This window comes from Kistimonas scapharcae (assembly GCF_039540975.1).
GTDB lineage: Bacteria > Pseudomonadota > Gammaproteobacteria > Pseudomonadales > Endozoicomonadaceae > Kistimonas > Kistimonas scapharcae.
Genome location: NZ_BAABFL010000025.1, coordinates 25,403 through 45,565, shown reverse-complemented (window position 1 = coordinate 45,565; position 20,163 = coordinate 25,403). Strand labels below are relative to the sequence as shown.

Sequence of the window (20,163 nt, the reverse complement as noted above, 5' to 3'; positions counted from 1 at the left end):
GCAATGCTAAAGGATAAGATAACCTTTATTACGGACGCGACAGGCAAACGACTGGCGAAACACTTCTGTGCCGACGGTAGTAAGACCGACTACCCGAATAGCTGGAAAATCAACTCCGTTGAAAAAGAAGTGACCCTGGATGCAGAAGGTTTACGGAAAAAATACCGCCTCTTGCAGTTATTCGCCTCAAAAGGCCATGCGATGTACAAAGGCCATTTCACACGGCCATTGGAGGGGGAAAGCAGGAAAGGACTGACTGATACCAACAGAACCACCCAGACCATAATCCTTGATTTCGACAAGATCGAACTGCCGGGTGTAATCATCCCTGACGTATGCACCGAATCCACCGTGATTGATGTCGCAGAACGGCTGGTCGCTATCCTGCCCGAGTGCTTCCGTGGCGTCAGTTACATCGCTACTGCCAGCTCATCGTTTGGTATGAAGGGCAACAAAATCAGTATGCACCTTGAGTTCTGGCTGCAAGAAGCCATCAACCCAAGACAACTGAAAGAATTCCTGCTGCACTTGAATCTGACCCAAGAAACACTGGTCGAGCGACTGAAGTTATCGGGCAACAAGCGGACGCTGAGCTACCCGCTTGATATATGCCTTGCTGATAACTCACGGATTGTCTATCTGGCACCCCCAACATTTGAAAAGCCTGGGCAGAACCCTTTCGCCAATGACGACCACCGTATCACGCTGATCGAAAAGAAGGAGTCTTGCGTCAACCTGACTATCCCTCTGTTGGATGTAGATGCAGAGAAAAACCGTGCTGCCCAAACAAGCCAGATCAAGAAAATCCATAAGAAGCTGGGAATGCCCTACAAGCAGCCGAATTACAAGAAACTCAGTCTCCAGAGTGGCAACACCCAAGTAATATCAAATCCCGGCGCTGGAGTAATGACGCTGTACGCTGACCATGGGGACTACTGCTCATTCAATCTGGACGGCGGTGACAGCCACGCCTATCTGGTCAACAAAAATGAACCTGGTGTTGTCAGAAACCTGAAAGGCGAAGACTATTTCCTGTTTGAAGAATGCGACCCTGACACATTCAAGTGGTTCACCGAGGAGTACCTGGCTGAAAAAAAGCCCGAAGATGGGAGCAATACCAACCCCCTAAGACCGATTGCTTTCATTGAACGATCAGAAGACGAGGTGTGGTATGGAATGTACGACCACGAGAAAAATGAACTCGTGGATATGTATAAAACCACTATGATACACGCGCTCGACGGCTGGTTTGAATCAAGGGGAGCCGTTAAACCTGAAAGACTGGGGTACATGACCAGACACTTTGATCCCCATAGTGACGAAAAACTCAATCTAAAAAAGGAGTTCATCAACACCTTTGAACCGGCTGATTATTTTTTCAATCCAGTCAACATAAAAAAAGAATTCAAGGGAGTATCCCTCGATAACGCTGACGCACTCAAAGGTCTTTGCCCTACTGTCTACGACCTAATCAGGCACGTAACAAATGGCTATGAAGAAACCAAATTGTTTATCAACTGGTTGGCCGCAATATTCCAACGCAGAGACAAGTTGGGGCTGGCCTGGGTTATTCATGGGGTTCAGGGTACAGGCAAAGGAAACCTTATCAACCAAGTACTGATACCCATCCTCGGCAACGCGGCGTTTGAAGGCACGGGTTCAATGCTCGATGAAGAATTCAATAACTTTCTTGAAAATAAGTTAATTATTTTCTTCGATGAGTTCAAACTTGGCGACTCAAAAAACGTAGGTAAGCAATACAGCAAAATAAAGGGGCTTATCACTGAACCCATGACACCTATCCGCTCAATGCGAAAGAACTGGGATACAAAAAAAACCCATTGTAATTTCATATTTGCATCGAACGAAAAAGGCGCTGTACGTATCAGTTCATCCGACCGTCGATTCAACGTCTGCCCACGACAAGAGATAAAAATAGCCACACAGTATCCTGACTGGCCCAAAAGAGTCGAAAAGGATTTACCTAAAGAATTACCTGCATTCAGTTGTTTCCTTCAGGAATTTGATGTGGATTGGTACAAAGCTACCACTCCTACAGAGAACGAAGCCAAGGAAATTATGCGGGTAGAATCACGCACATCACAGGAAGAATTTGCCGAAGCCATAAAAACAGGGAATCTGGAATTTTTTATAGATGTGTTGAATGTGAACACCCCTGATGGCAGCGCAAATATGGCAAAAACGGCTGTAAAGACATGGATACGGGACAGTGCAGATGGTGTTTTGGTCGCCTCAACAGCCCAGCTTCGTGAAGTGTATAGCGTGTTGATCAGCAGACAGGACCACACAGCAAAGTTCGGAAAGTTACTGTCACACGTTGGTATAACACCTACTACACACAAAGTAAATAGAAAGACTGTCAGAGGAGTAAAAGTCGAATGGAAGATGGACGACATACGGCGCAAGGAACTGATGGACACTTACCAGATCAAGCTGGCGACAGACTTCCTGCCATCTGCGCCAAGGGAAGACTTCTGCGCTCCCAAGCAAAAGAAGAACTAGGGTGCTGCTGCCAAACCCTCTGCACAAGAGAAAAGGTATGGCACTACATCACTTACCTTGAGAACCTAATCATTAGCAGGGCTAAAGAATGAGCTACACACCACCATCGGACAGTGACTTTAACCTGGAACCTGCGAAGCCGGTCAAGGTAGAAAAACCCAAGGTACCGGAATTCGAGTTTGACCCCAACCGGAGTGACCTGGAAGTCGCCCGACTGATCGCCACCGATGGCGGCAATGATCCCCAAGGTGGGCCAATCCGCTTCTGGTCACATTCCAGCCTTCAGCAGTTTGGGCAGTGCCCCTACCGCCTGTTCCTACGACGTGTGAAGAAGATCAAGGAACCCTCGGGTGAAGCCGCTGAACGCGGGTCGCTGATCCATGATGAATGCGAAGCCTATGTACGTGGGTTGCGGGACGAGATGCCTAATGGCAAAAAGACCATCGAATTCAAATCACGGTTTGACCTGCTCCGCACCCTGTTCAATGAAGGTCAGGTGCAACTGGAAGAAAACTGGGGTTTCGATATCGACTGGAACCCGCTGGAAGACGATGGTGCGTTGTACAAGAACAAAGACCTCTGGTGTATCACCAAACTGGATGTCTTTGTGCGTGAGAGCGATACCAGCGCACTGATCATCGACCACAAGACCGGCAAAAAGTGGGGCAATGAAGTAAAACACGGTGCCCAGGCACTGGAGTATGCCATTTCAGCCTTTATGAAATACCCCGAGCTGGAGCATGTAACCGCTGAGTTCTGGTATCTGGATCAGGGTCAGGACATGCGCCGTCAGTATACCCGCGATGACGTAATGACAATGCTCCCTCGGCTTACTGAGCGAGCCATCAAACTCACGAGTGCCACCAAGTTCCCAGCGAAACCGTCAGATGTCGCGTGTCGGTGGTGCCATTACAGAACTTCTGGCGATTGTGAATTCGGTGACGCCATAGGCTAGGAGGCCAAAGGATGAAGAATCTCGATGAAATAAAAGCTGCTGTAGATGCAGGTAAAAAAGTCTGCTGGATGAGTGAACTTTACGAAGTCAGAAAAGACCCTCTTGGCCGGTATTTGATTGTCTGCACTGACAACCATTACACAACCGGCCTGACGGACATAAATGGCGTGTTGCATGAAAACCCTGCGGATTTCTTTATTGCGGAGACTACCGATGAGTGAAGTTGAATACGTAAAAGATTATTACGTCGAAGCCGCCAAAGTGGATAACGAGGGTTACACCGGTCACGATGAAGACGGTTATGGGGCCAACATCAAAAGCCCCTACATGCTGAAGTATCACCGTCGCTGGCGGAGGGTGTTTGCCATGTGCTTCAGCAATGCCTCAAGCCATTACATAAAAGAAGGCAGCAAGAAGTTATTCCTGACACCCAAAGCAGAGGCAATGATCGAGGAAGCCAGAGATGAAAGACACTGAACTCCTGACCATCGCCAAGCAGCTCGGTTATGACGACAAAGCCATCCATCGTGACTCACTGGATGACGCCAAGGAATTTGTCTCCAAGATCGCCAAACGCTGCGGTGGAAACGCAGAACATGAAATCGAATACGCCATGGCCGTTGTCATCAACACAATGGCTATGAGTGTCGCCAGGAGGGTGAAAAGTGAAGTGGACGCCAGAGAGTAATTTCGACCTGTTCCCTGATGATGATCCTGATGTTCGTGAATTACAGTTTATGGATCGACGAAAGAAACAGTACATTCGGCAGAAGATCAACCACCCCCACCCACAAGACCCGGACAATCCGGATTGGGATGTGGAACCAGTTGCCCATGAGTATTAGCACTGCTATTATTTATCTAAAGGTTAAACGCGCCAGCTCGCGGCGCTAGTAGCGAGACTGCCCCAGCCGACGGTGGGCGGATATGGAAAAACATCGGCATCATGGGCTGGTTGGTTCCTTGACCACCTCCTCGCCAGTGACCATGACGACTGGCCCCCGTCACAGGGCCAATAACAATACACCGAGGACACCACTACATGGAATTGTTTAACCATCAGGAACACTGCGCTCAGTTCTGGTCAGACCACAAACGAATATTCAACACAAGCGACCCAGGCACTGGTAAAACAATCGCCAGTCTTGAAGGATACCGCCGCTCAATCCAAGGCCGTTTGCTGGTTATTGCCCCCTTATCAATTCTCGAACCGAGCTGGGGTGACGACACCACCAAATTCCTGAATGGCTTCAAATGGGCAGTCGCACACGGCAGCGAGAAGAAGCGCACCGCTGCATTCCAGAGCGATGCTGACATCATCATTATGAACCATGACGGTGTTAAATGGCTCGCTAAAAACCTGCACCTGCTGGAAAACATCAGCCACTGCGTCGTAGATGAGTTTACCGCATTCAAGAACAAGCAAACCCAGCGCAGCAAAGCATTAGCAGAGCTACTAAAGAAAATCGAATACGTGGTCATGTTGTCCGGTACACCCAACAGCAACCATATCACCGACATCTGGTACCCGGCATACATGATCGACGGTGGCGATCGATTGGGCCGCAACTTCTTCCATTTCCGCGATCAGGTCTGCACCCCTGTACAAGTAGGGCCACGCCCTGAAATGCGTCAGTGGGTCGAGAAAGAAGGTGCCCGTGAAATGGTGGCGCATCTGCTGTCTGACATCACAGTCCGCTACCAGTTTGATGATTGCCTGGATGTTCCTGAACACAGCATCCACACCTATTTCGTAGATATGCCGTCACAGGTCATGCGTCAGTACAACGAGCTGCTGGAGGCAAGTTTCCTCGAAACCCAGAACGGCGAAATATCAGCAGTACATGCCGGAAGCCGCATAAAGAAACTCCTCCAACTCTTGTCGGGTGCCGTATATGACGAAGACGGTGAAATCGTCAAAGTCCACGACAACCGTTACGAGCTGGTGATGCAGCTTGCGGCTGAACGTGAGCAATGCGTCGTTGCCTTCAATTGGCGACACGAGCGTGAAGCCTTGACTCGGTGGGCTGAGAAGTACGGTTTCACCTATGGCTTTATCGACGGATCAGTAGCGACCAGTGACCGCACCCGAATGGTCAACGAATTTCAGGACGGAAAACTGAAGCTGATTATGGCCCACCCACAATCAGCGGGTCATGGACTGACCCTCACCCGTGGCACCAGCACTATCTGGGCGTCACCGACTTATAACGCGGAACATTTCATCCAATTCAATCGTCGTATTTATCGCGCCGGTCAGACCCGCAAAACCGAAACCATACGGATTGCGGCAAGAGACACAGCGGAAATTGATGTCTACGACAAATTGGATGGGAAGGTTGAGCGGATGCAAGACCTTCTCAACCTCATGTGCCAACTCAGGAGAAAACAATGAGCACAAAAACTACCGCCGCAAAAGAAACCAAGAAGGAAACCCCTGTGACTGAAAAGAAAACTGCACCTGCCCGTACCCTGCTGGACGTTGCCCGTGACATGGACAAGCTGCTGAAGGGTAGCGCCAAGGTCGATGCCAAGCTGGACGCTGTTCAGAAGAAGATTGAACTGCTGGAAAAGGAAAAACAGAACATCGTCGATGAAGTGGGTTATTTCGACGAACGCATGGAGGCGCTGAAAGCAGAGCATGACGGCCTGCTCGCAGCGGCTACAGCATGACAGACCTCAACGCGCTCTCGCAGCGCCTTGTTGAAATCCGGAACGAACGCTCTGAGATTGCTGCCCAGGACAAAGCACTCAAGGAAGAATTCGACGCCCTGAGTCTTGAGGTACTTGAACACCTTGATGAAACCGGCAGTGAATCCGCCCGGACAGAACACGCCAGCATGTCTGTCAGCAAGCAGGTCGTTCCAAATGTCACGAACTGGGATCAGGTGTACGACTACATCCGTGAACACGACGCATTTTACCTTCTCAGGAAACAATTGAACTCTGGTCCGTACAGGGAACAGTTGGAGCTGGACGGTGAAATACCTGGCACCGAACCTTTTGAGAAGGTGTCACTCAACGTGCGGAAGCGGTGATTCACTGCGCCCGCACACATTAGCGCTGCTAATCATTAACGATTAAGGATAAACGACTTATGGCTAAGAAAGCTGAAGAAAAAACCGAAAACACTGATCTGGCTATTTTTGGCGGTCAGGCTGATGCCCTGCCTCCTGCGACTTACGAACAGGATGCTGGTCTGGGTAATACCAACGTCAGCTCCGAAGACATGGCGATCCCACGGATCATGCTGCTTCAGGCGCTGTCAAAAGTAGTTCAGGATGGTCTGGAAGGCGCTCGCCCCGGCCTGTTCCACAACACCATCACGGACGAGATGCACGAATCACTGTACATCATTCCGGTGGATTACCAGAAAGAATACAGCGTGTTCAAGAAGCGTGATCTGGGCGGTGGCTTCCAGGGCGCGTTTGAGAGCATGAAAGAAGCCAGCGACCACGTTGAAACCCTTCAGGGTGGAAGCGCAGGTTACGACATCACTGAGTCCGGCAAGCAGGTATTCCTGGTACTGGAAGTCAAAGATGGTAAAGCCGTACCAAGCTGCCCGGTGATCATGCACTTCACCAACACGCAGTTGGGTGTCTCCAACTCGTTCAACTCCCAAATCCAGATGTCCCTGCCTGACGGCGCACCACGCTTTGCCGGTGTCTGGGAAATGAGCACGGAAAAGCGCAGCAACTCCAAGGGTTCCTGGCATGTGCCGAAGTTCGACTTCAAAGGGTTGGCAGGTGCCGAGTTGTACGACGCTGCCAAGAAGCTCTACCTGTCCATCAACCAGAAAGCTGAAGCCGCATAAGGCTATCTCCTGAGATTGCCCCCGCAATGGGGGCATTTTTTCTGCTGAACAAGGACAGGATAATGAGCACAGCCCCGAACGAGATCATGCTTGATCTGGAAACCCTCGACAATAAACCTACGTCAGCCATCGTCGCCATCGGTGCAGCAGCTTTCAACTTTGAAAGTGAGGAGCTGGATACTTTTTACACCAATGTGGATAAATGGTCGTCTATTGCTAATGGATGCACTGTTGACCAGGGCACACTGGACTGGTGGAACCGACAATCAGACGCGGCGAAAGCTGTACTGAATGCTGAAGACGCTATCCCCCTGAAAGAAGCCCTGAAGCTGTTCAGTGAATGGGTTGTGAAAATCCGCAAAGGTGCCCACAAAATGGAACTGGGTATCTGGGGTAATGACAACACCTTCGATTTGACCATCTCTGAACACGGCTTCCGGGTATGCAACCTGCCCTGCCCTTGGAATTATTGGGAAAGCCGGTCAGTAAGAACACTGGTCAACATCGGCGATCGTCTAGGAATTAACCCCAAGAAAGACATCCCCCGTGAAGGTGTCCACCACAATGCTGTCGATGACTCGCTGCATCAGGTGAAATACTGCAAAGCGATCATGGCCCACATCAAAGGAGAACAGAAATGAGCCTACATCCTGAAATCTCCACGAGGCAGGCAGCAGAAAAAGCAATCGAAACACTCACAGCACGAGTATTCTCGTTTTAACTAAAGCCAAGTTCTATTCCATCATTTTCCGAAGGGGGTTCATATCACGATTAAAGTTATGACTGTTTTCTATCGAACAGAAGTATGATAGATCTATTACCTCACCATTTCTGCTTTCACCATCACCGATGCCAAAATCCATCCTCCTTATTGTATATATGGATTTATCATCACCAACCAAATAATCAGGAGACAGTCGCGATCTATCATATTCTAGAACACTACCCGATACCGCCAGTGCAACAATATTGACTCGTGTTTGCTCATCCAGAGCAAGAACATCAAAGCAGTCATTTCCATTTTTGTCTTTAAGCTTAGGGTCTGCTCCTGCAGCAATCAGTAATTTAATATAATCCGGATCACGGCGTGCACAGGCATAATGAAGAGGCGTTAAACCAAAAATATCCGGTTTATTGATATTTTCTGTTATTTCCAGATGTTTTAAAGCGGCCTCAAACAGTGGCATTTGATTCTCATGATCCACTTTCGACAAATGCTCTTTGTGTCTTTTGGCTATCAGAAGGTGAAGTAGGTGCTTTCCAGTCTCATCCTGAACAAAAGGACTGGCTCCAAGCTCTTGTATCAAAGCCACACACATTTCAGAACAACCATTAGCAGCTACCCCCATCATTGGAGTGACTCCACCCCAATCCCAGTTCATCGTGTCATTGATCGAAACACCCAGGTTTTCATCCAGGATTTTTCTGATGCCATTAAGCCTGTCTGCTATCTCATCTTTTTTATCAGGGAACTTCTTGAAAAAACACAACCGCTCAATCATTGCAATCGGAGAGCCATCACGCACCCTTGGCTCTCTGATTGAATCCCTTTCTTTTACCAGAGTGTTAGACAGATGAACGGGAGGAATTGGCGGTGCCAGAGGAGCTTTCTCCCTGTTACTATTTTCTGCTCTCTTATCCTCCGACGAATCACGATGCCTGGTATTCAAGACCGAATTAGTTGTAACAGGGCCATGTTGATCGTTAGTGGGATCGGTAACAGTAGAAGACCTTTTATCGATATCTCTCTTTAGCCGTTGTTGGCTAGAGACATCTGGCATATAAGCCTCAACATCAGGACATGTTTTAACATCATAACCACAAAAAAATGCCACAAAAGCTCTTAAGAAAGCTTTAATTACTCCTTGATTATTTAAACGTTCTTGATGGTAGGCTGCTATAGAGGCCCTTAGCCCCCTGTCATAATGTTGAAAAGAGTCCATTAATTATCTCCTTCTGTTTTTCATATTAAAAATGAAATAACAATTGTTTCTATAATTTAAGTACCCGGCCATAAATATTCTGTCATTTTATAAGGACAAATTGCACCAAGGTACATCTACTGTTTGCGTATTATATGACCTGATAATTTTCAGGAAGCTTCAGTTAAGCTGAAATTTGTTCAGCCAGTCTCTGATGTTGAGAGAGCCAACCTTAACGAACTGTACAGAAATCATCCGAAACACCAGGTCAGAAGAAGGGCTCATGCCATTCTGAGCAGTCTGGAAGGTTTTGCGGTTACCGATATCAGCCGACTCTTCAACGTTGACAGGAATACTGCCTGCTTAAACAGCAAATCCTGAGCAGTCCTACGATAGAGGTAAGCTCAACCCCACATACTAATAAAAACAGCAACATCACCTATCATTATTGCATAAATTCCTTTTTCCATGTGAGTTTTTTGTTTGCGTGGTTTACTGGGTGTTTTCTAAGCGTACTTGCCTTCACTACAGGATTCAAACTAGGAGAAGACAGATAACCAATGAACGAACACTCCTATATCCGGTCAGTCAATCGACACAAGACAAAAGACCTGTATTACTGGAAGATCAACGACAACTATGCCGGTGGGGTACCCGACAGCTTCTACGAAGGGGCCGCTAATGACCTGTGGGTTGAATACAAGTACATCAACCCATTCCCAAAACGACCGGACACACTGATCGACCTGACAAACAAAAAATACCTGTCACCCATGCAGCAACGTTGGCTGCAACGACGACATGAGAAAAGGCAGGACGCCTGGGTCATCGCAGGGAGTGAACACGGGGGCGTTATTTTCCGTGGTTTAAGCTGGCAACCCCCCATAACAGCCAGTGATTTTATCTCCCTATGCCTCCCCCAGAAAGCCATAATTCAGCAAATTCAACAATACTGTATAAATCACCAGTAACGGAAAGTTGTACTTTTGGGTGAGAATATAAGCACTGCTAAATATATAAGCTACGCTAAGGGTATTGAGGACCAGCCCTCGCTAAGTCGGTACACGGACTAGCCAAACTCTCCGGGCGGTAGCGTGTTTTTTATTTAGTGGTGCTTACCCTCCGTTGTATTTACCACGCCAGAACAATAATAAAACCATTCCCATTGGTCGCCAGTCCATGGGATTGTTCTGCATGTCCAAAAGGAACCGTCGTATGTCAGGTGAAGCTACCCGCGTCATTACCGAGGAAGATCGCAAGACCGCGAAAAAACTCAAAGCGTTGTATAACGCAAAAAAAGCTGACCTCGGCCTGAACCAAGAGAAGTTGGCCGAAGCCATGGGTAAAACCCAGGGTTACATCAGCCAGTGTTTCAACCAGCATGTTTCCCTCTCTCCGGCCACTGTTATCAAGTTTGCACATATTTTAAAAGAAGACCCGCTGACACTGGACAAACGTACAGCATCCCTATTACAGTCAAATGCTGTAGTTCGCACATTAGTGCCAGTAATAGGCTCGGCTACGGGGAGGTTGCCGGACATGAACATGGTTGAGGTCCCAACCAATAATAAAAAAAGCCCGACAGAAGTTGCCTACTTCATCGACACTGACATAGAACCTTTTTGTACCGAGGGCAGTATCCTTCTTGTGGATACCAACAAGCCCCCCAGAGCAAAAAGCAAGATCGCCTACCGCACACTCAAAAGCCCCAAGCTACACATTGCTGTCTGCGAACGGGCGACAAACGACTCATTTCGTACAACGGAGGATGAACTGATTCTGAAAAAGGACCTCAGTTTTCTGGCGCGTGTCGTGTCGGTGATTGAACCGGAATAAGGGGAGAAGCTATTGCTTCTCTTTGGGCATTTATATTAGCATGGCTAATCATAACCAAAACCAACAAGGAGCAACAAAATGACACGATGGATCACAGCTCAAGAATACCAACGCTTGGCTTTTGTCGGTAAACCGCCCCACCTGAACACCATTTGGCGCTGGTGCAAGAATGGCGACCTCCCAGCCAAAAAACAGGGGGGAACATGGCTTATAAATGCACGGGTACTGGAAGAAACGGGGAACCCTCTCGCTGATATGCTGGTCAAAGGCAGATAAACCATATTAAAGGAGTATCAATATGGGTAGGAAAAGAGGATCAAAAACAACAGAAGGGTTGCCAACATATCTGTACCGCGATAAAGATACAGGTCTATACAAATACAAACACTCCACTTATTCCAAACCCATTTACCTCCCAGTGGGAACCACTCGCCGCCAAGCAATAGAAGCAGCAAACCTCGCAAATGCCGAACTGACACAACAACGAGCATTGATAGACAAATTACTAGGCCGTGACCAAATAACAGTCGAGAAATTATGCAAAGAATATTACGCCGAGAAAATTGAAAACACTTCGCTCAAACAAGCAACAAAGAAAAGCTACCGAGTCGCATTGGATGTAATCAAAAAACATCTGGGTCCCTACTTATTACACGACCTATCCACAGCAGATATAGCATCCTTCCTCAAACAGTTCAAAGACAGACCAAGTTGGCATAACGACCTCCGGGCAAACCTGATAAAAATTTTTAACTACGCCCTCACCCAAGGGTACATACCCCAACAAGACAATATAGTGAACCCCTGTGAAATACTCCCAGAAAAAAGAGTTAAGGGACGGTGGACACCTGAAACGTACAAAGCCACCTACGCTGTAGCATCCAATGAATTGAAAAATGCTATGGATTTAGCTCTTTATACCGCCTTTGGTATGAGTGAGCTTGTTTCCTTAAAGTGGGATGAACTCTCTGGGAATGCCATTGAAAAAATCCGAAGAAAGACAGGGGTGCAACAACATATCAACATGGGAGACGGTTTGTTAAAGGTCATTGAAAATTGCCGAAACACTGGGGTCAAGTCTCCCTATGTACTGCATAAAAAACCCAAAAATATTCAGAAGAAAAGCAGGCAGTCAAAAGAACGCACCCATCACACCCAGTGGACCGCGCAACAATTACGCAGAGCACTGAACAAAGCGAAATCACAATCAGGCTGCTTCACCGGAGTGCCAACAAACGAGCAACCTGGATGGCATTCAATCCGGGCACTGGCTGCTTTCCGCCTTATGAAACAAGGTGTCAAGATCGAAGAAATACAGAAATTGCTGGGCCATTCAGACCTGCAAACAACAAAAGTGTACCTAAAAGGGCACGAAGATGAGAAGATAGAAAGCTACGCAATACTAGATGAGTTTTGACATTTTTTTGATATTTTTTTGCTAGCACACACAAAACGTAGGGCTTTACAAGACACCTAACATATTGATTTAAAAGGACTTTTATCAAAAATACGATGATTTTTTGAAAAGTGAAGGTTTTTGCTGAGTAAACTATCATCAGACCTGGCTGCCGGAAACGCAGGTTCCTGACCGGAATCGCGACAGCGGCAACCGCTGCGGTAACAACGAACCCGACTTGATCACCAAAAAGAATACTTCGACAGGAGCAGCACTGATGTCTTTTGCCGACCGCGATGGCGTAATCTGGTATGACGGCGAACTGGTACCCTGGCGTGAGGCCAAAACCCACGTTCTAACCCATACCCTGCACTATGGAATGGGCGTTTTCGAAGGTATTCGCGCCTATAACACCGACAATGGCCCCTGCATTTTCCGACTCCATGAGCACACAAAGCGTCTGTTCCGCAGCGCCCACATCCTGAGGATGCACATTCCCCACGCATACGACGAGCTTATTGAAGCACAACGCACCGTGGTACGGGAAAACGGCCTCGATTCCGCCTATCTGCGCACCATGTGCTTTTACGGTTCCGAAGGCATGGGACTGCGCGCTGACAACCTGAAAGTCCACTGCATTGTTGCAGCCTGGGAGTGGCCGTCCTATATGGATCCCGAGGCCAAGGAAAAAGGTATCAAAATCTGCACGTCCTCCTACACTCGCCACCATGTCAACATCACCATGTGCAAGGCCAAGGCAAACGGTAACTACATCAACTCCATGCTGGCTCTCAAGGAAGCACTCGACTCCGGGTGTGAAGAAGCACTCCTGCTGGATAATGAAGGCTACGTTGCAGAAGGCAGTGGCGAGAATATCTTCATCGTCAAAGAGGATGGCATTATTTACACCCCCGAACTCACCTCCTGTCTGGAAGGGATCACCCGGGACACTATCATTCATTTTGCCCGCGATCTCGGCCTGGAAGTTCGTGAAAAACGCATGACACGTGATGAAGTGTATGTTGCCCGGGAAGCCTTCTTCACCGGTTCTGCCGCAGAAGTTCTGCCCATCCGCGAACATGATGGCAGGATTATTGGTGATGGCCGCCGAGGCCCGATTACCGAAAAATTGCAAAGAATGTACTTCGATCAGGTCACAGGAAAACGGTCTGAATACCCAGAGTGGCTGACCTCTGTTCGCTGAACACCTCTGCCCACTGGGCAATTCCGACTATAAACCCTGAAAAAGTGGCGTATAATTGCGCCACTTTTGTTTATCCCTTTGAAATCTCAAAGCTTTTTTCACCCCCCACATAGCCATGGGATCAAAATGGGCTCATTGGAAAATACCTACTAAAGACAGCCCTCGTTGCTGTCGCGGTTATTCTCGTCTCCGAATATACGACACATCTCTCCCCAGACCCTGGATGACTCATTCCGCGATTGCGAAGGTATCCATTTCCCGTAGACTTTTTGCAGCATGGTGAAGTCTACATGACCCAGCTGATCGGCAATAAAACTGATATTCCCTGTCGCTGTCAGCGTCCAGCACGCGAATGTATGCCGTGTTTGATGAAGGCGTCTGTAACGCACCCCGGCACGCTTGAGCAAAGTACGCCATCGAGCCAACACCTTATGAGGAGATAACGACCCCGTTTCATGCTTGTAGTAGCAGTTTTTATTGAAAACAAATCGCACCCGCTGTATGACTTTTTTCTGTTTCAGGCTCACAGAAATTTTTTCCTCCGGGTACATGAATGTCATTTGTTTCATCGCACGCAAGGATTCAAGCGCAGGCGGAAACAACTGAATTTGACGGCTCTTTCCAGACTTCGGTAATTTGTAGCCAAGTGCAGTCTTGTTACGCTGTACTGTGACAGTACCTGATATGAAGTCCACATCCTCCCAGGCCAATGCACAGATTTCTCCTATACGCATTCCGGTATAAACAGCAAAGGTAATCAGATGCCTGAAAAGCAGGGGAGCCACCGACAGGATACGTTGATACTCTTCCTTGCTAAGTGGATCAGGATCCTCGCGATCAACAGAAAACATACAACAGCAGGAGACAAGGTCGTGATCGGTGTAATGGTTGCGTTGTGCAATACTGAAAATATCCCGTAAACGACTCATATAATTGTTCACGGTGTTAGCAGCATAATTCTCTATTAATGTGGCCCGGTAAAACTCGACATCTTCCGGCATGATGGATCGCACATCCGTATCACTGCCAAAATAGTCAATAATCCTGTTAAAGGAGTAAGCCTGATTTCGGGCCGTTGTCGCAGCAATTTCCGCCGCTTTGAACTTCTTTGCTTTGGCCACCAGTTCAGCCATCGTAGCCTTGCGCCTGGAGGCTATGCCGAACTGCCTGAGCTTTACGCTGTCCGGGAACTCCTTCGCGTAGTCGAACGTATTTCTCTGGATTTCATAAAGAATGGCCTCCCGTCGCCTTTTAGCATACTGGAGGTTTTCACGGGTCAACGGTATCCCGAGGGTCTCGCGGCATAAAATTCTGCGATACCGAAAACATAATCGCAGATTCTTTCCATGCAGCTCTATACCGGGGGACTCAGACAACAACTCCTCAAGGGATTTTATCGCTGATTTTCCTCGACCCACTTATCGTACTCCTCCATATTAACCAAACGACGTCCGTCTGGCGCTTTTACCCATACCCTGCCCTTTAGCCATACACCGTTTTCGATTTTCCGCTCTACCGCCTTGGGGGTATAACCGGTCAATTCACAGAATTTTTTGATCAGAACAAAACGCGTCATAAAAGCATCCCTTTCTATTTGCGTTATCGTCGATCTACAACGCCCGATTCAAATCATCTGCACTCCTGACATCACCTGCGATAATCTCGCCCGTTTGCATATCAACCGTGACACCACCCTCGCCTTCCTGCAGCACGGTGTCGTTTTGTTGTGAAATGCCTGCCTCAGCCCGCTCATCCAGACCAACCGCTGTCTGGGCCTCAATAGATACCGGCAGGTATTTGAACAAACGACGAATGACGGTTTTCTTGGCCATCTCATCAAAGTGAGTTTTCCAGGGGCCGTCACCGCCGGCTTTGGAGCCGTCACGTATTGCCTGAATCTCCGCCATGGACATGTATTCCACCTGCCACCCTCCCGAGCTGAGATGACCTACCGCATAGACACCAATCATCCTGTCAGTGGCATCGCGGGTCAGCGACGGTTTGTGGGTAACGGTCGTCTGGGTGCCATAGAGAATCTCAAACTCTTCGTGTTCATACACACACCGGGCGTCGATGTGCTTGATGGCTCCGGAACGCCGCGCCAGCTCCAGCATGCCGCGATAACCCAGCATGAACTGGCATTCCAGTTTATTCAGTTTGCGATTGAAATAAGGGATCAGGTAGCAGTGGCCCAGGGCACCACCGGGTACCAGCCCCAGCTGGGCGGATTGAATGACCGAGCCTAACAACGAAGCATCGGTACACTCTTTCAGTTTCGGGGTTTTCCTGACTTCATTCATGACAACAGAAAGCAGTCGTTCAGGCGTAAGTCCTGTTTGTTCCAGTGCCTGGGCAATGGTGTTTTTCCGGCTGACCAGCAATGCCTTGATGCCTGTGGCCTTGGCGGGAATGGTGTTAATGTTGGCCATGGTTCCTCCCTGTAACCGTGGTTAGTCCTGCTGACCGGTTGCCCAGGCGGGCAGTTCAATGGTGCGAAACTCCTCGGCATAAGCGGGCCAGCTACCGGTCTCGCGACAGGCATGATAAAGATCCAGATACTCCCGAAACCGGTCATCGCCCTCCATCAGCATCTCGGCGCTGGCCATGTACAGGCCGATGGCATAAGGCGGTTCTTTTTCAATCGCCAGCCATGCAAAGCCTGTAGCCTTGAGGCCACAAGCCCTGGCACCTTCGAGGTACATGGCGGCGCTGATGTGATAACCGTACCTGGGTATGTCGCGCTGGAAGGGATCATGCCGGGCATCGCGGCACGACTTGAGATCGAAAATCATGCCAAGGTCTTCCCGGTAATAATCCATCCTTGCACGACAGAGTTCACCGGTTGCCTCGTCCTCCCAGACCAGCGTGCGTTCCGCCACACCGCCTTGAAACGCTTTCATCGCTTTACCGTGCGCCGCTACCGAGGCCATCACGCCCTGACACAATTCCATGTCAGATTCAGACAGCAGGATTTTGTTCTCACGGTATTCAGCAAGGATGTCATCCCATAACTCGATGTCTTTGTCGTGCTCCCTGAGCCTTGTTATGAGATCGTCTTTTTTGCCGGTCTTCGGCAGACCCTCGGTTTCACAGCGGCTTTTCAATTCCTCCACTGTCGCCAGTGCATTGGGGTAGTTGATCCGCATTGGCGGCAGGGCATAGTCCCGGGCAAAGCGCTCGGGCTCCAATACTGCACAGTGAAGTATGATGCCGGTATCCAGCGCCTTCGTTCGTTTGTCCCGATCACCATCCCGCTTTGCCCGGCAGTGTGCCGGTGAGCGCCCCATTTCCTTCAGGATGCTTGATGACACCCCCGGTGCACTGTGATAGTCGGTATCCGGACAGCCATCATAAATGCCTGGTTTCATAACGCCTCCCTGTTATTCAGCCGTTATGTTGAGATTACCGTTGTTCATGGATTAAGCAACGCTAAAACGTTACTGTTTGGATATAAAAAAGACAGCCAGGCTATCTTACGGTCTCTTCCAGGTAACGGCCGGCATTCAGGGCAGGCACGGGCCGTTCTTCCAACTCCACGCAACCGAGGATCAGGCCCGGCTCCATACCCGGCGAGTAACACACCACCCGTACCGGGTCATCGCTGGGGCTGAACACGGCGATGGCCTGACCACATTCAGGCTCACGCCGACCGTCAATAAGCAGACGACGGTGACCAAGGTTGACCCAGTACTTGCAGGGTTGTGCAGCATTCATCGGTATGACTCCATGTCGTTCAATCAAACAATAGGAATGGTTCGGCGACTGCTGCACGACCGCCGTTCCTTCAGAGTGTCCCACCCCGGAAAATAATCCGTCCGGCCAGATAGACAATGGGCTCACTGTCACCGACTGTGTGGGGTAGCTGTAACTCTCCGCCCATCACCGGCTCCAGATTCGCCAGGAGCAAACGTCGCTCGTCCGGAATATTACGGTTCATGGCCTTGAGATAGGTGTTCACCCCGTCACTGACCAGCTGCCGGATATCGACAATACCACTGTTGGCAATGACACAGATGACGGGATCGCCATTGCTGTAAACGCCCACCGGGTCAACAAACAGCACATCGTTTTTCTGCAGGTAATGTTCGTAGTCGCTGGACGGTACATACAGGGTGTAGGCGTTTGAGGAGTGGTCCACCGGACAACGGTAGACCGCATCCACCATCGGCAGAGGATCGCCGGGCGTTTTTGCCAGCTGGGCGACGATATCCCAGGTGTAGAGAGGCAGTGGCGCGCCCTGGTTCACGATCTCAACACTGACGCCCTTGATCACACCCGTGCCGCGTTCCAGCCACCGGGGGTCAACCTGCAGGCTGTCTGCCAGTGCCAGCATGTAGGTGGTCGACTTGTGTCGTCCGGTTTCGATGTCGTTGATCGTTGATTGGGTGGTGCCCACCTGCCTAGCCAGCGCCGTCTGGGTCAGTCCCCGTTGTTTTCGTGCGGTGCGCAACCGCTCTCCCAGGGTGGATGTCGACATGTCCTTTTCCTCGGTTTATGTAATCACGCTAACGTATTGACAAAATATTCGCAAGGCTCGTAGATTAAAAATTATTACATTCCATTATTTTCATTATGTAACGCCATAGCGTTATTTATGAAAACAAAAAGGATTTTAAATGGATGATTTCCTTGATCGTATCACAGTGGCGATGCAATACGATGACGAAGACACGCTATCCAGACACCTGCTTTTGCTGATTGCCTGTCTTGAAACACTGAACGGCAAGTGTCTTGTCAGTCATGGCGATATTGCCAGGTTGGCAGGTGTTCACCGGATTACGGTGGTCAGAAAATTGCGTGGCCTGGTGACTCGGAACAGGCTGTATGCCATGTCTGAAGACGGCGAGGGACAGAACCGAAAAATGCGTTACAGCGTTGTCGAAATCAGGCCGGAAAACGGTAGCAGCAAACAACCGTTGTCGACGCAAGTTGTAGCGACACACTACAACCTTGATAAAGACGATGTAGCACAGGGCTACAACCTGCCCGTCAACGTTGTAGCGCAGGACTACACCCCGAATGATCAGATTGTAGCCGTGGACTACTCTATCGGCCAAGGTTGTAGCACTGGGCTACACCCTCGCGCGCGTAGAAGTAATATATATAAATATAAATATATAAATAAAAACAATATAAAAACTATAAATACTCCTTTCTCTCAAACAACACGAGAGAAAGGGGAGTGTGAGGGGAAAACAACCACGTCGCCTCCGGCTCCTCGCGCTCGCTCTGTCAGGAAACAGGAAAATTCTTCTCGTCGACAAACTCGCAAACACCCTCTGCCTGATGACTTCAGCCTCACCGAGGCCATGCGCCAGTGGTATGCGCAACACCCCGATTTCCTGTTGACCGTTGACGACGCCACCGGCCAGTGGCGTGACGCCATGCTTGCCAAGGGATTCCAGTACGTGGACTGGCAGGCGGCCTGGCGCAACGGCATGAAAAACCAGAACCGCTGGGAGCGGGAACGCCAACAACGCCAGGGAGGCTCTCATGGACGACAACGACCACTCAGCAGCAGTGAAATCTTTGCCAACCTCACCGCCGAGGCCCTTGGCAAACCAAAACCTTTCGACAGCGACGCCTGAGTTCCGGGAACGGCTGATGACCCGTTTCTTCGTGCGAATGGCGAACATTTACGGTCACCTGTGGACCAGCCGGTTCCGCAGTGAAGACCAGGCGACCGTTGCCCGTAACGAGTGGCTGCTGGCCTTCGAGCGTAACGGTTTGAGTGCAGAGTGTATCGGACGTGCGCTGGATCACTGCGAGGACCGGGTAGCCAAACCTCCCACCCTGCCTGAGTTCATCGCGCTGGCAGGTGGCGGTCATCGTATTCCGTCCCACGAGCCGTTCCGGGTACCGAAACGGGAAAACGTCACCCGAAGCCTGCGTGAACGACGGATGCGAACCGGACAGGAAGCGCTGAGCAGCGTACGGCAACTGCTCGACACCACAGACACGGAAAAACCCGCGACAGGAGAGTCACCATGCGAGGCGTCAACGAAGTCACCCTGATCGGCACAACAGGCAAGGCCGCTGAGCTGCGCTATTTCGACAACGGCGGCTGTATCGCCCTGGGCTCACTGGCCACCCATGAACACTGGACCGACAAGCAGAACGGCAAGCCCATGGAGCGTACCGAATGGCACAACCTGGTCTGGCGTGGCAAGTCGGCAGAAACCGCCGCAGCCCAAGTCGGCAAGGGACGGTCGTTGTATGTCCGGGGGAGCATTCGCAGCCGGATGGCCAAACGCCGGGATGGCTCCGAGATGCGAATCACCGAGATCCTGGTGTTTGACTGGCAGCTGCTGGACAGGGCCACAGGCCAGAAACCGGCAGCGACACAATCCACGTCAACGCCGCCACAGCCGGCAACGGCCACACAGGCAGGATCCGGTTTTGATGATGACGATATCCCGTTCCTGCCGAGGGATCACCGGCAGGTGTGCTGATCCGGACCTTGGCCTGAATTAACGCTATTGCCGTTAGCTTGATCGTAATGGCGACAAACAA

Annotated in this window: 27 protein-coding genes; 20 read left to right on the top strand and 7 right to left on the bottom strand. The window is 49.8% G+C overall.

Annotated features, from left to right (window positions below):
• Positions 1-3: 3 nt before the first annotated feature.
• From ABD892_RS02205 to ABD892_RS02155, 11 genes are all read left to right on the top strand, one after another.
• The gene (locus ABD892_RS02205) at positions 4-2,523 is read left to right on the top strand and encodes a DUF5906 domain-containing protein (protein WP_345193367.1); all 2,520 of its coding nucleotides are present in this window, start codon (positions 4-6) and stop codon (positions 2,521-2,523) included.
• 88 nt (positions 2,524-2,611) lie between these two features.
• Positions 2,612-3,478, top strand: coding sequence for a PD-(D/E)XK nuclease family protein (locus ABD892_RS02200; RefSeq protein WP_345193365.1), 867 nt, complete (start codon positions 2,612-2,614; stop codon positions 3,476-3,478).
• An 11-nt stretch (positions 3,479-3,489) separates the two neighbouring features.
• Positions 3,490-3,699: a hypothetical protein gene (locus ABD892_RS02195; protein WP_345193363.1), complete on the top strand. Its 210-nt coding sequence runs from the start codon at positions 3,490-3,492 to the stop codon at positions 3,697-3,699.
• Positions 3,692-3,955, top strand: coding sequence for a hypothetical protein (locus ABD892_RS02190; RefSeq protein ID WP_345193361.1), 264 nt, complete (start codon positions 3,692-3,694; stop codon positions 3,953-3,955). The genes ABD892_RS02195 and ABD892_RS02190 overlap by 8 nt, the downstream gene beginning before the upstream one ends.
• Positions 3,942-4,166: a hypothetical protein gene (locus ABD892_RS02185; RefSeq protein WP_345193359.1), complete on the top strand. Its 225-nt coding sequence runs from the start codon at positions 3,942-3,944 to the stop codon at positions 4,164-4,166. The genes ABD892_RS02190 and ABD892_RS02185 overlap by 14 nt, the downstream gene beginning before the upstream one ends.
• Positions 4,144-4,323, top strand: coding sequence for a hypothetical protein (locus ABD892_RS02180; protein WP_345193357.1), 180 nt, complete (start codon positions 4,144-4,146; stop codon positions 4,321-4,323). Before ABD892_RS02185 ends, ABD892_RS02180 begins: the two co-directional genes overlap by 23 nt.
• Before the next feature lie 197 nt (positions 4,324-4,520).
• On the top strand, positions 4,521-5,873 hold the full coding sequence (locus ABD892_RS02175; RefSeq protein WP_345193355.1) for an SNF2-related protein: 1,353 nt from the start codon (positions 4,521-4,523) through the stop codon (positions 5,871-5,873).
• The gene (locus ABD892_RS02170) at positions 5,870-6,151 is read left to right on the top strand and encodes a hypothetical protein (RefSeq protein ID WP_345193353.1); all 282 of its coding nucleotides are present in this window, start codon (positions 5,870-5,872) and stop codon (positions 6,149-6,151) included. Before ABD892_RS02175 ends, ABD892_RS02170 begins: the two co-directional genes overlap by 4 nt.
• Entirely contained in the window at positions 6,148-6,516 is a 369-nt protein-coding gene (locus ABD892_RS02165) for a gp33 family protein (RefSeq protein ID WP_345193351.1), read from the top strand. Before ABD892_RS02170 ends, ABD892_RS02165 begins: the two co-directional genes overlap by 4 nt.
• A gap of 59 nt (positions 6,517-6,575) precedes the next feature.
• Positions 6,576-7,292 (top strand): hypothetical protein, encoded by a 717-nt coding sequence (locus tag ABD892_RS02160; RefSeq protein ID WP_345193349.1) that lies wholly within the window; start codon positions 6,576-6,578, stop codon positions 7,290-7,292.
• Positions 7,293-7,354: 62 nt separating this feature from the next.
• Complete coding sequence (locus ABD892_RS02155; RefSeq protein ID WP_345193347.1) at positions 7,355-7,933, top strand: 3'-5' exonuclease; 579 nt, start codon at positions 7,355-7,357, stop codon at positions 7,931-7,933.
• A 93-nt stretch (positions 7,934-8,026) separates the two neighbouring features.
• Here ABD892_RS02155 and ABD892_RS02150 read toward each other — a convergent pair whose 3' ends face one another.
• The gene (locus tag ABD892_RS02150; protein WP_345193345.1) at positions 8,027-9,235 is read right to left on the bottom strand and encodes an ankyrin repeat domain-containing protein; all 1,209 of its coding nucleotides are present in this window, start codon (positions 9,233-9,235) and stop codon (positions 8,027-8,029) included.
• Positions 9,236-9,403: 168 nt separating this feature from the next.
• Between ABD892_RS02150 and ABD892_RS27010 the strand changes: the two genes are divergently transcribed.
• The 6 genes from ABD892_RS27010 (at position 9,404) to ABD892_RS02125 (ending at position 13,650) form a co-directional block, all read left to right on the top strand.
• On the top strand, positions 9,404-9,595 hold the full coding sequence (locus tag ABD892_RS27010) for a helix-turn-helix domain-containing protein (RefSeq protein WP_425559150.1): 192 nt from the start codon (positions 9,404-9,406) through the stop codon (positions 9,593-9,595).
• A gap of 179 nt (positions 9,596-9,774) precedes the next feature.
• Entirely contained in the window at positions 9,775-10,185 is a 411-nt protein-coding gene (locus ABD892_RS02145) for a hypothetical protein (protein ID WP_345193342.1), read from the top strand.
• Between the two features lie 244 nt (positions 10,186-10,429).
• The gene (locus ABD892_RS02140; protein ID WP_345193340.1) at positions 10,430-11,050 is read left to right on the top strand and encodes a helix-turn-helix domain-containing protein; all 621 of its coding nucleotides are present in this window, start codon (positions 10,430-10,432) and stop codon (positions 11,048-11,050) included.
• A gap of 78 nt (positions 11,051-11,128) precedes the next feature.
• Positions 11,129-11,326, top strand: coding sequence for a helix-turn-helix domain-containing protein (locus tag ABD892_RS02135; RefSeq protein WP_345193338.1), 198 nt, complete (start codon positions 11,129-11,131; stop codon positions 11,324-11,326).
• A gap of 22 nt (positions 11,327-11,348) precedes the next feature.
• Positions 11,349-12,467, top strand: coding sequence for a tyrosine-type recombinase/integrase (locus ABD892_RS02130; protein ID WP_345193336.1), 1,119 nt, complete (start codon positions 11,349-11,351; stop codon positions 12,465-12,467).
• Positions 12,468-12,723: 256 nt separating this feature from the next.
• On the top strand, positions 12,724-13,650 hold the full coding sequence (locus ABD892_RS02125; protein WP_345193334.1) for a branched-chain amino acid transaminase: 927 nt from the start codon (positions 12,724-12,726) through the stop codon (positions 13,648-13,650).
• Positions 13,651-13,799: 149 nt separating this feature from the next.
• Here the strand turns inward: ABD892_RS02125 and ABD892_RS02120 are convergent, their stop codons facing one another.
• The 6 genes from ABD892_RS02120 to ABD892_RS02095 all read right to left on the bottom strand — a co-directional run bounded on the left by ABD892_RS02120 (position 13,800) and on the right by ABD892_RS02095 (position 18,127).
• Positions 13,800-15,068, bottom strand: coding sequence for a tyrosine-type recombinase/integrase (locus ABD892_RS02120; protein WP_345193332.1), 1,269 nt, complete (start codon positions 15,066-15,068; stop codon positions 13,800-13,802).
• Positions 15,044-15,226 (bottom strand): hypothetical protein, encoded by a 183-nt coding sequence (locus ABD892_RS02115; protein ID WP_345193329.1) that lies wholly within the window; start codon positions 15,224-15,226, stop codon positions 15,044-15,046. Before ABD892_RS02115 ends, ABD892_RS02120 begins: the two co-directional genes overlap by 25 nt.
• A gap of 34 nt (positions 15,227-15,260) precedes the next feature.
• Complete coding sequence (locus tag ABD892_RS02110; RefSeq protein WP_345193327.1) at positions 15,261-16,079, bottom strand: recombinase RecT; 819 nt, start codon at positions 16,077-16,079, stop codon at positions 15,261-15,263.
• A gap of 21 nt (positions 16,080-16,100) precedes the next feature.
• Positions 16,101-17,018 carry a PD-(D/E)XK nuclease-like domain-containing protein gene (locus tag ABD892_RS02105; protein WP_345193325.1) on the bottom strand — a complete coding sequence of 306 codons (918 nt, stop codon included), beginning with the start codon at positions 17,016-17,018 and terminating at the stop codon, positions 16,101-16,103.
• A gap of 100 nt (positions 17,019-17,118) precedes the next feature.
• Positions 17,119-17,364 (bottom strand): hypothetical protein, encoded by a 246-nt coding sequence (locus tag ABD892_RS02100; protein ID WP_345193323.1) that lies wholly within the window; start codon positions 17,362-17,364, stop codon positions 17,119-17,121.
• A gap of 70 nt (positions 17,365-17,434) precedes the next feature.
• Complete coding sequence (locus ABD892_RS02095; protein ID WP_345193321.1) at positions 17,435-18,127, bottom strand: helix-turn-helix domain-containing protein; 693 nt, start codon at positions 18,125-18,127, stop codon at positions 17,435-17,437.
• Between the two features lie 139 nt (positions 18,128-18,266).
• Here ABD892_RS02095 and ABD892_RS02090 point away from each other — a divergent pair, with 139 nt between their 5' ends.
• Genes ABD892_RS02090 through ssb form a run of 3 tightly spaced genes read left to right on the top strand, consistent with a single transcriptional unit; the run spans position 18,267 to position 20,102 of the window.
• Complete coding sequence (locus ABD892_RS02090) at positions 18,267-19,238, top strand: hypothetical protein (RefSeq protein WP_345193319.1); 972 nt, start codon at positions 18,267-18,269, stop codon at positions 19,236-19,238.
• Positions 19,239-19,254: 16 nt separating this feature from the next.
• Positions 19,255-19,665: a hypothetical protein gene (locus tag ABD892_RS02085; RefSeq protein ID WP_345193317.1), complete on the top strand. Its 411-nt coding sequence runs from the start codon at positions 19,255-19,257 to the stop codon at positions 19,663-19,665.
• Positions 19,638-20,102: a single-stranded DNA-binding protein gene (gene ssb, locus ABD892_RS02080; RefSeq protein WP_345193315.1), complete on the top strand. Its 465-nt coding sequence runs from the start codon at positions 19,638-19,640 to the stop codon at positions 20,100-20,102. Before ABD892_RS02085 ends, ssb begins: the two co-directional genes overlap by 28 nt.
• The last annotated feature ends 61 nt before the right edge of the window (positions 20,103-20,163 follow it).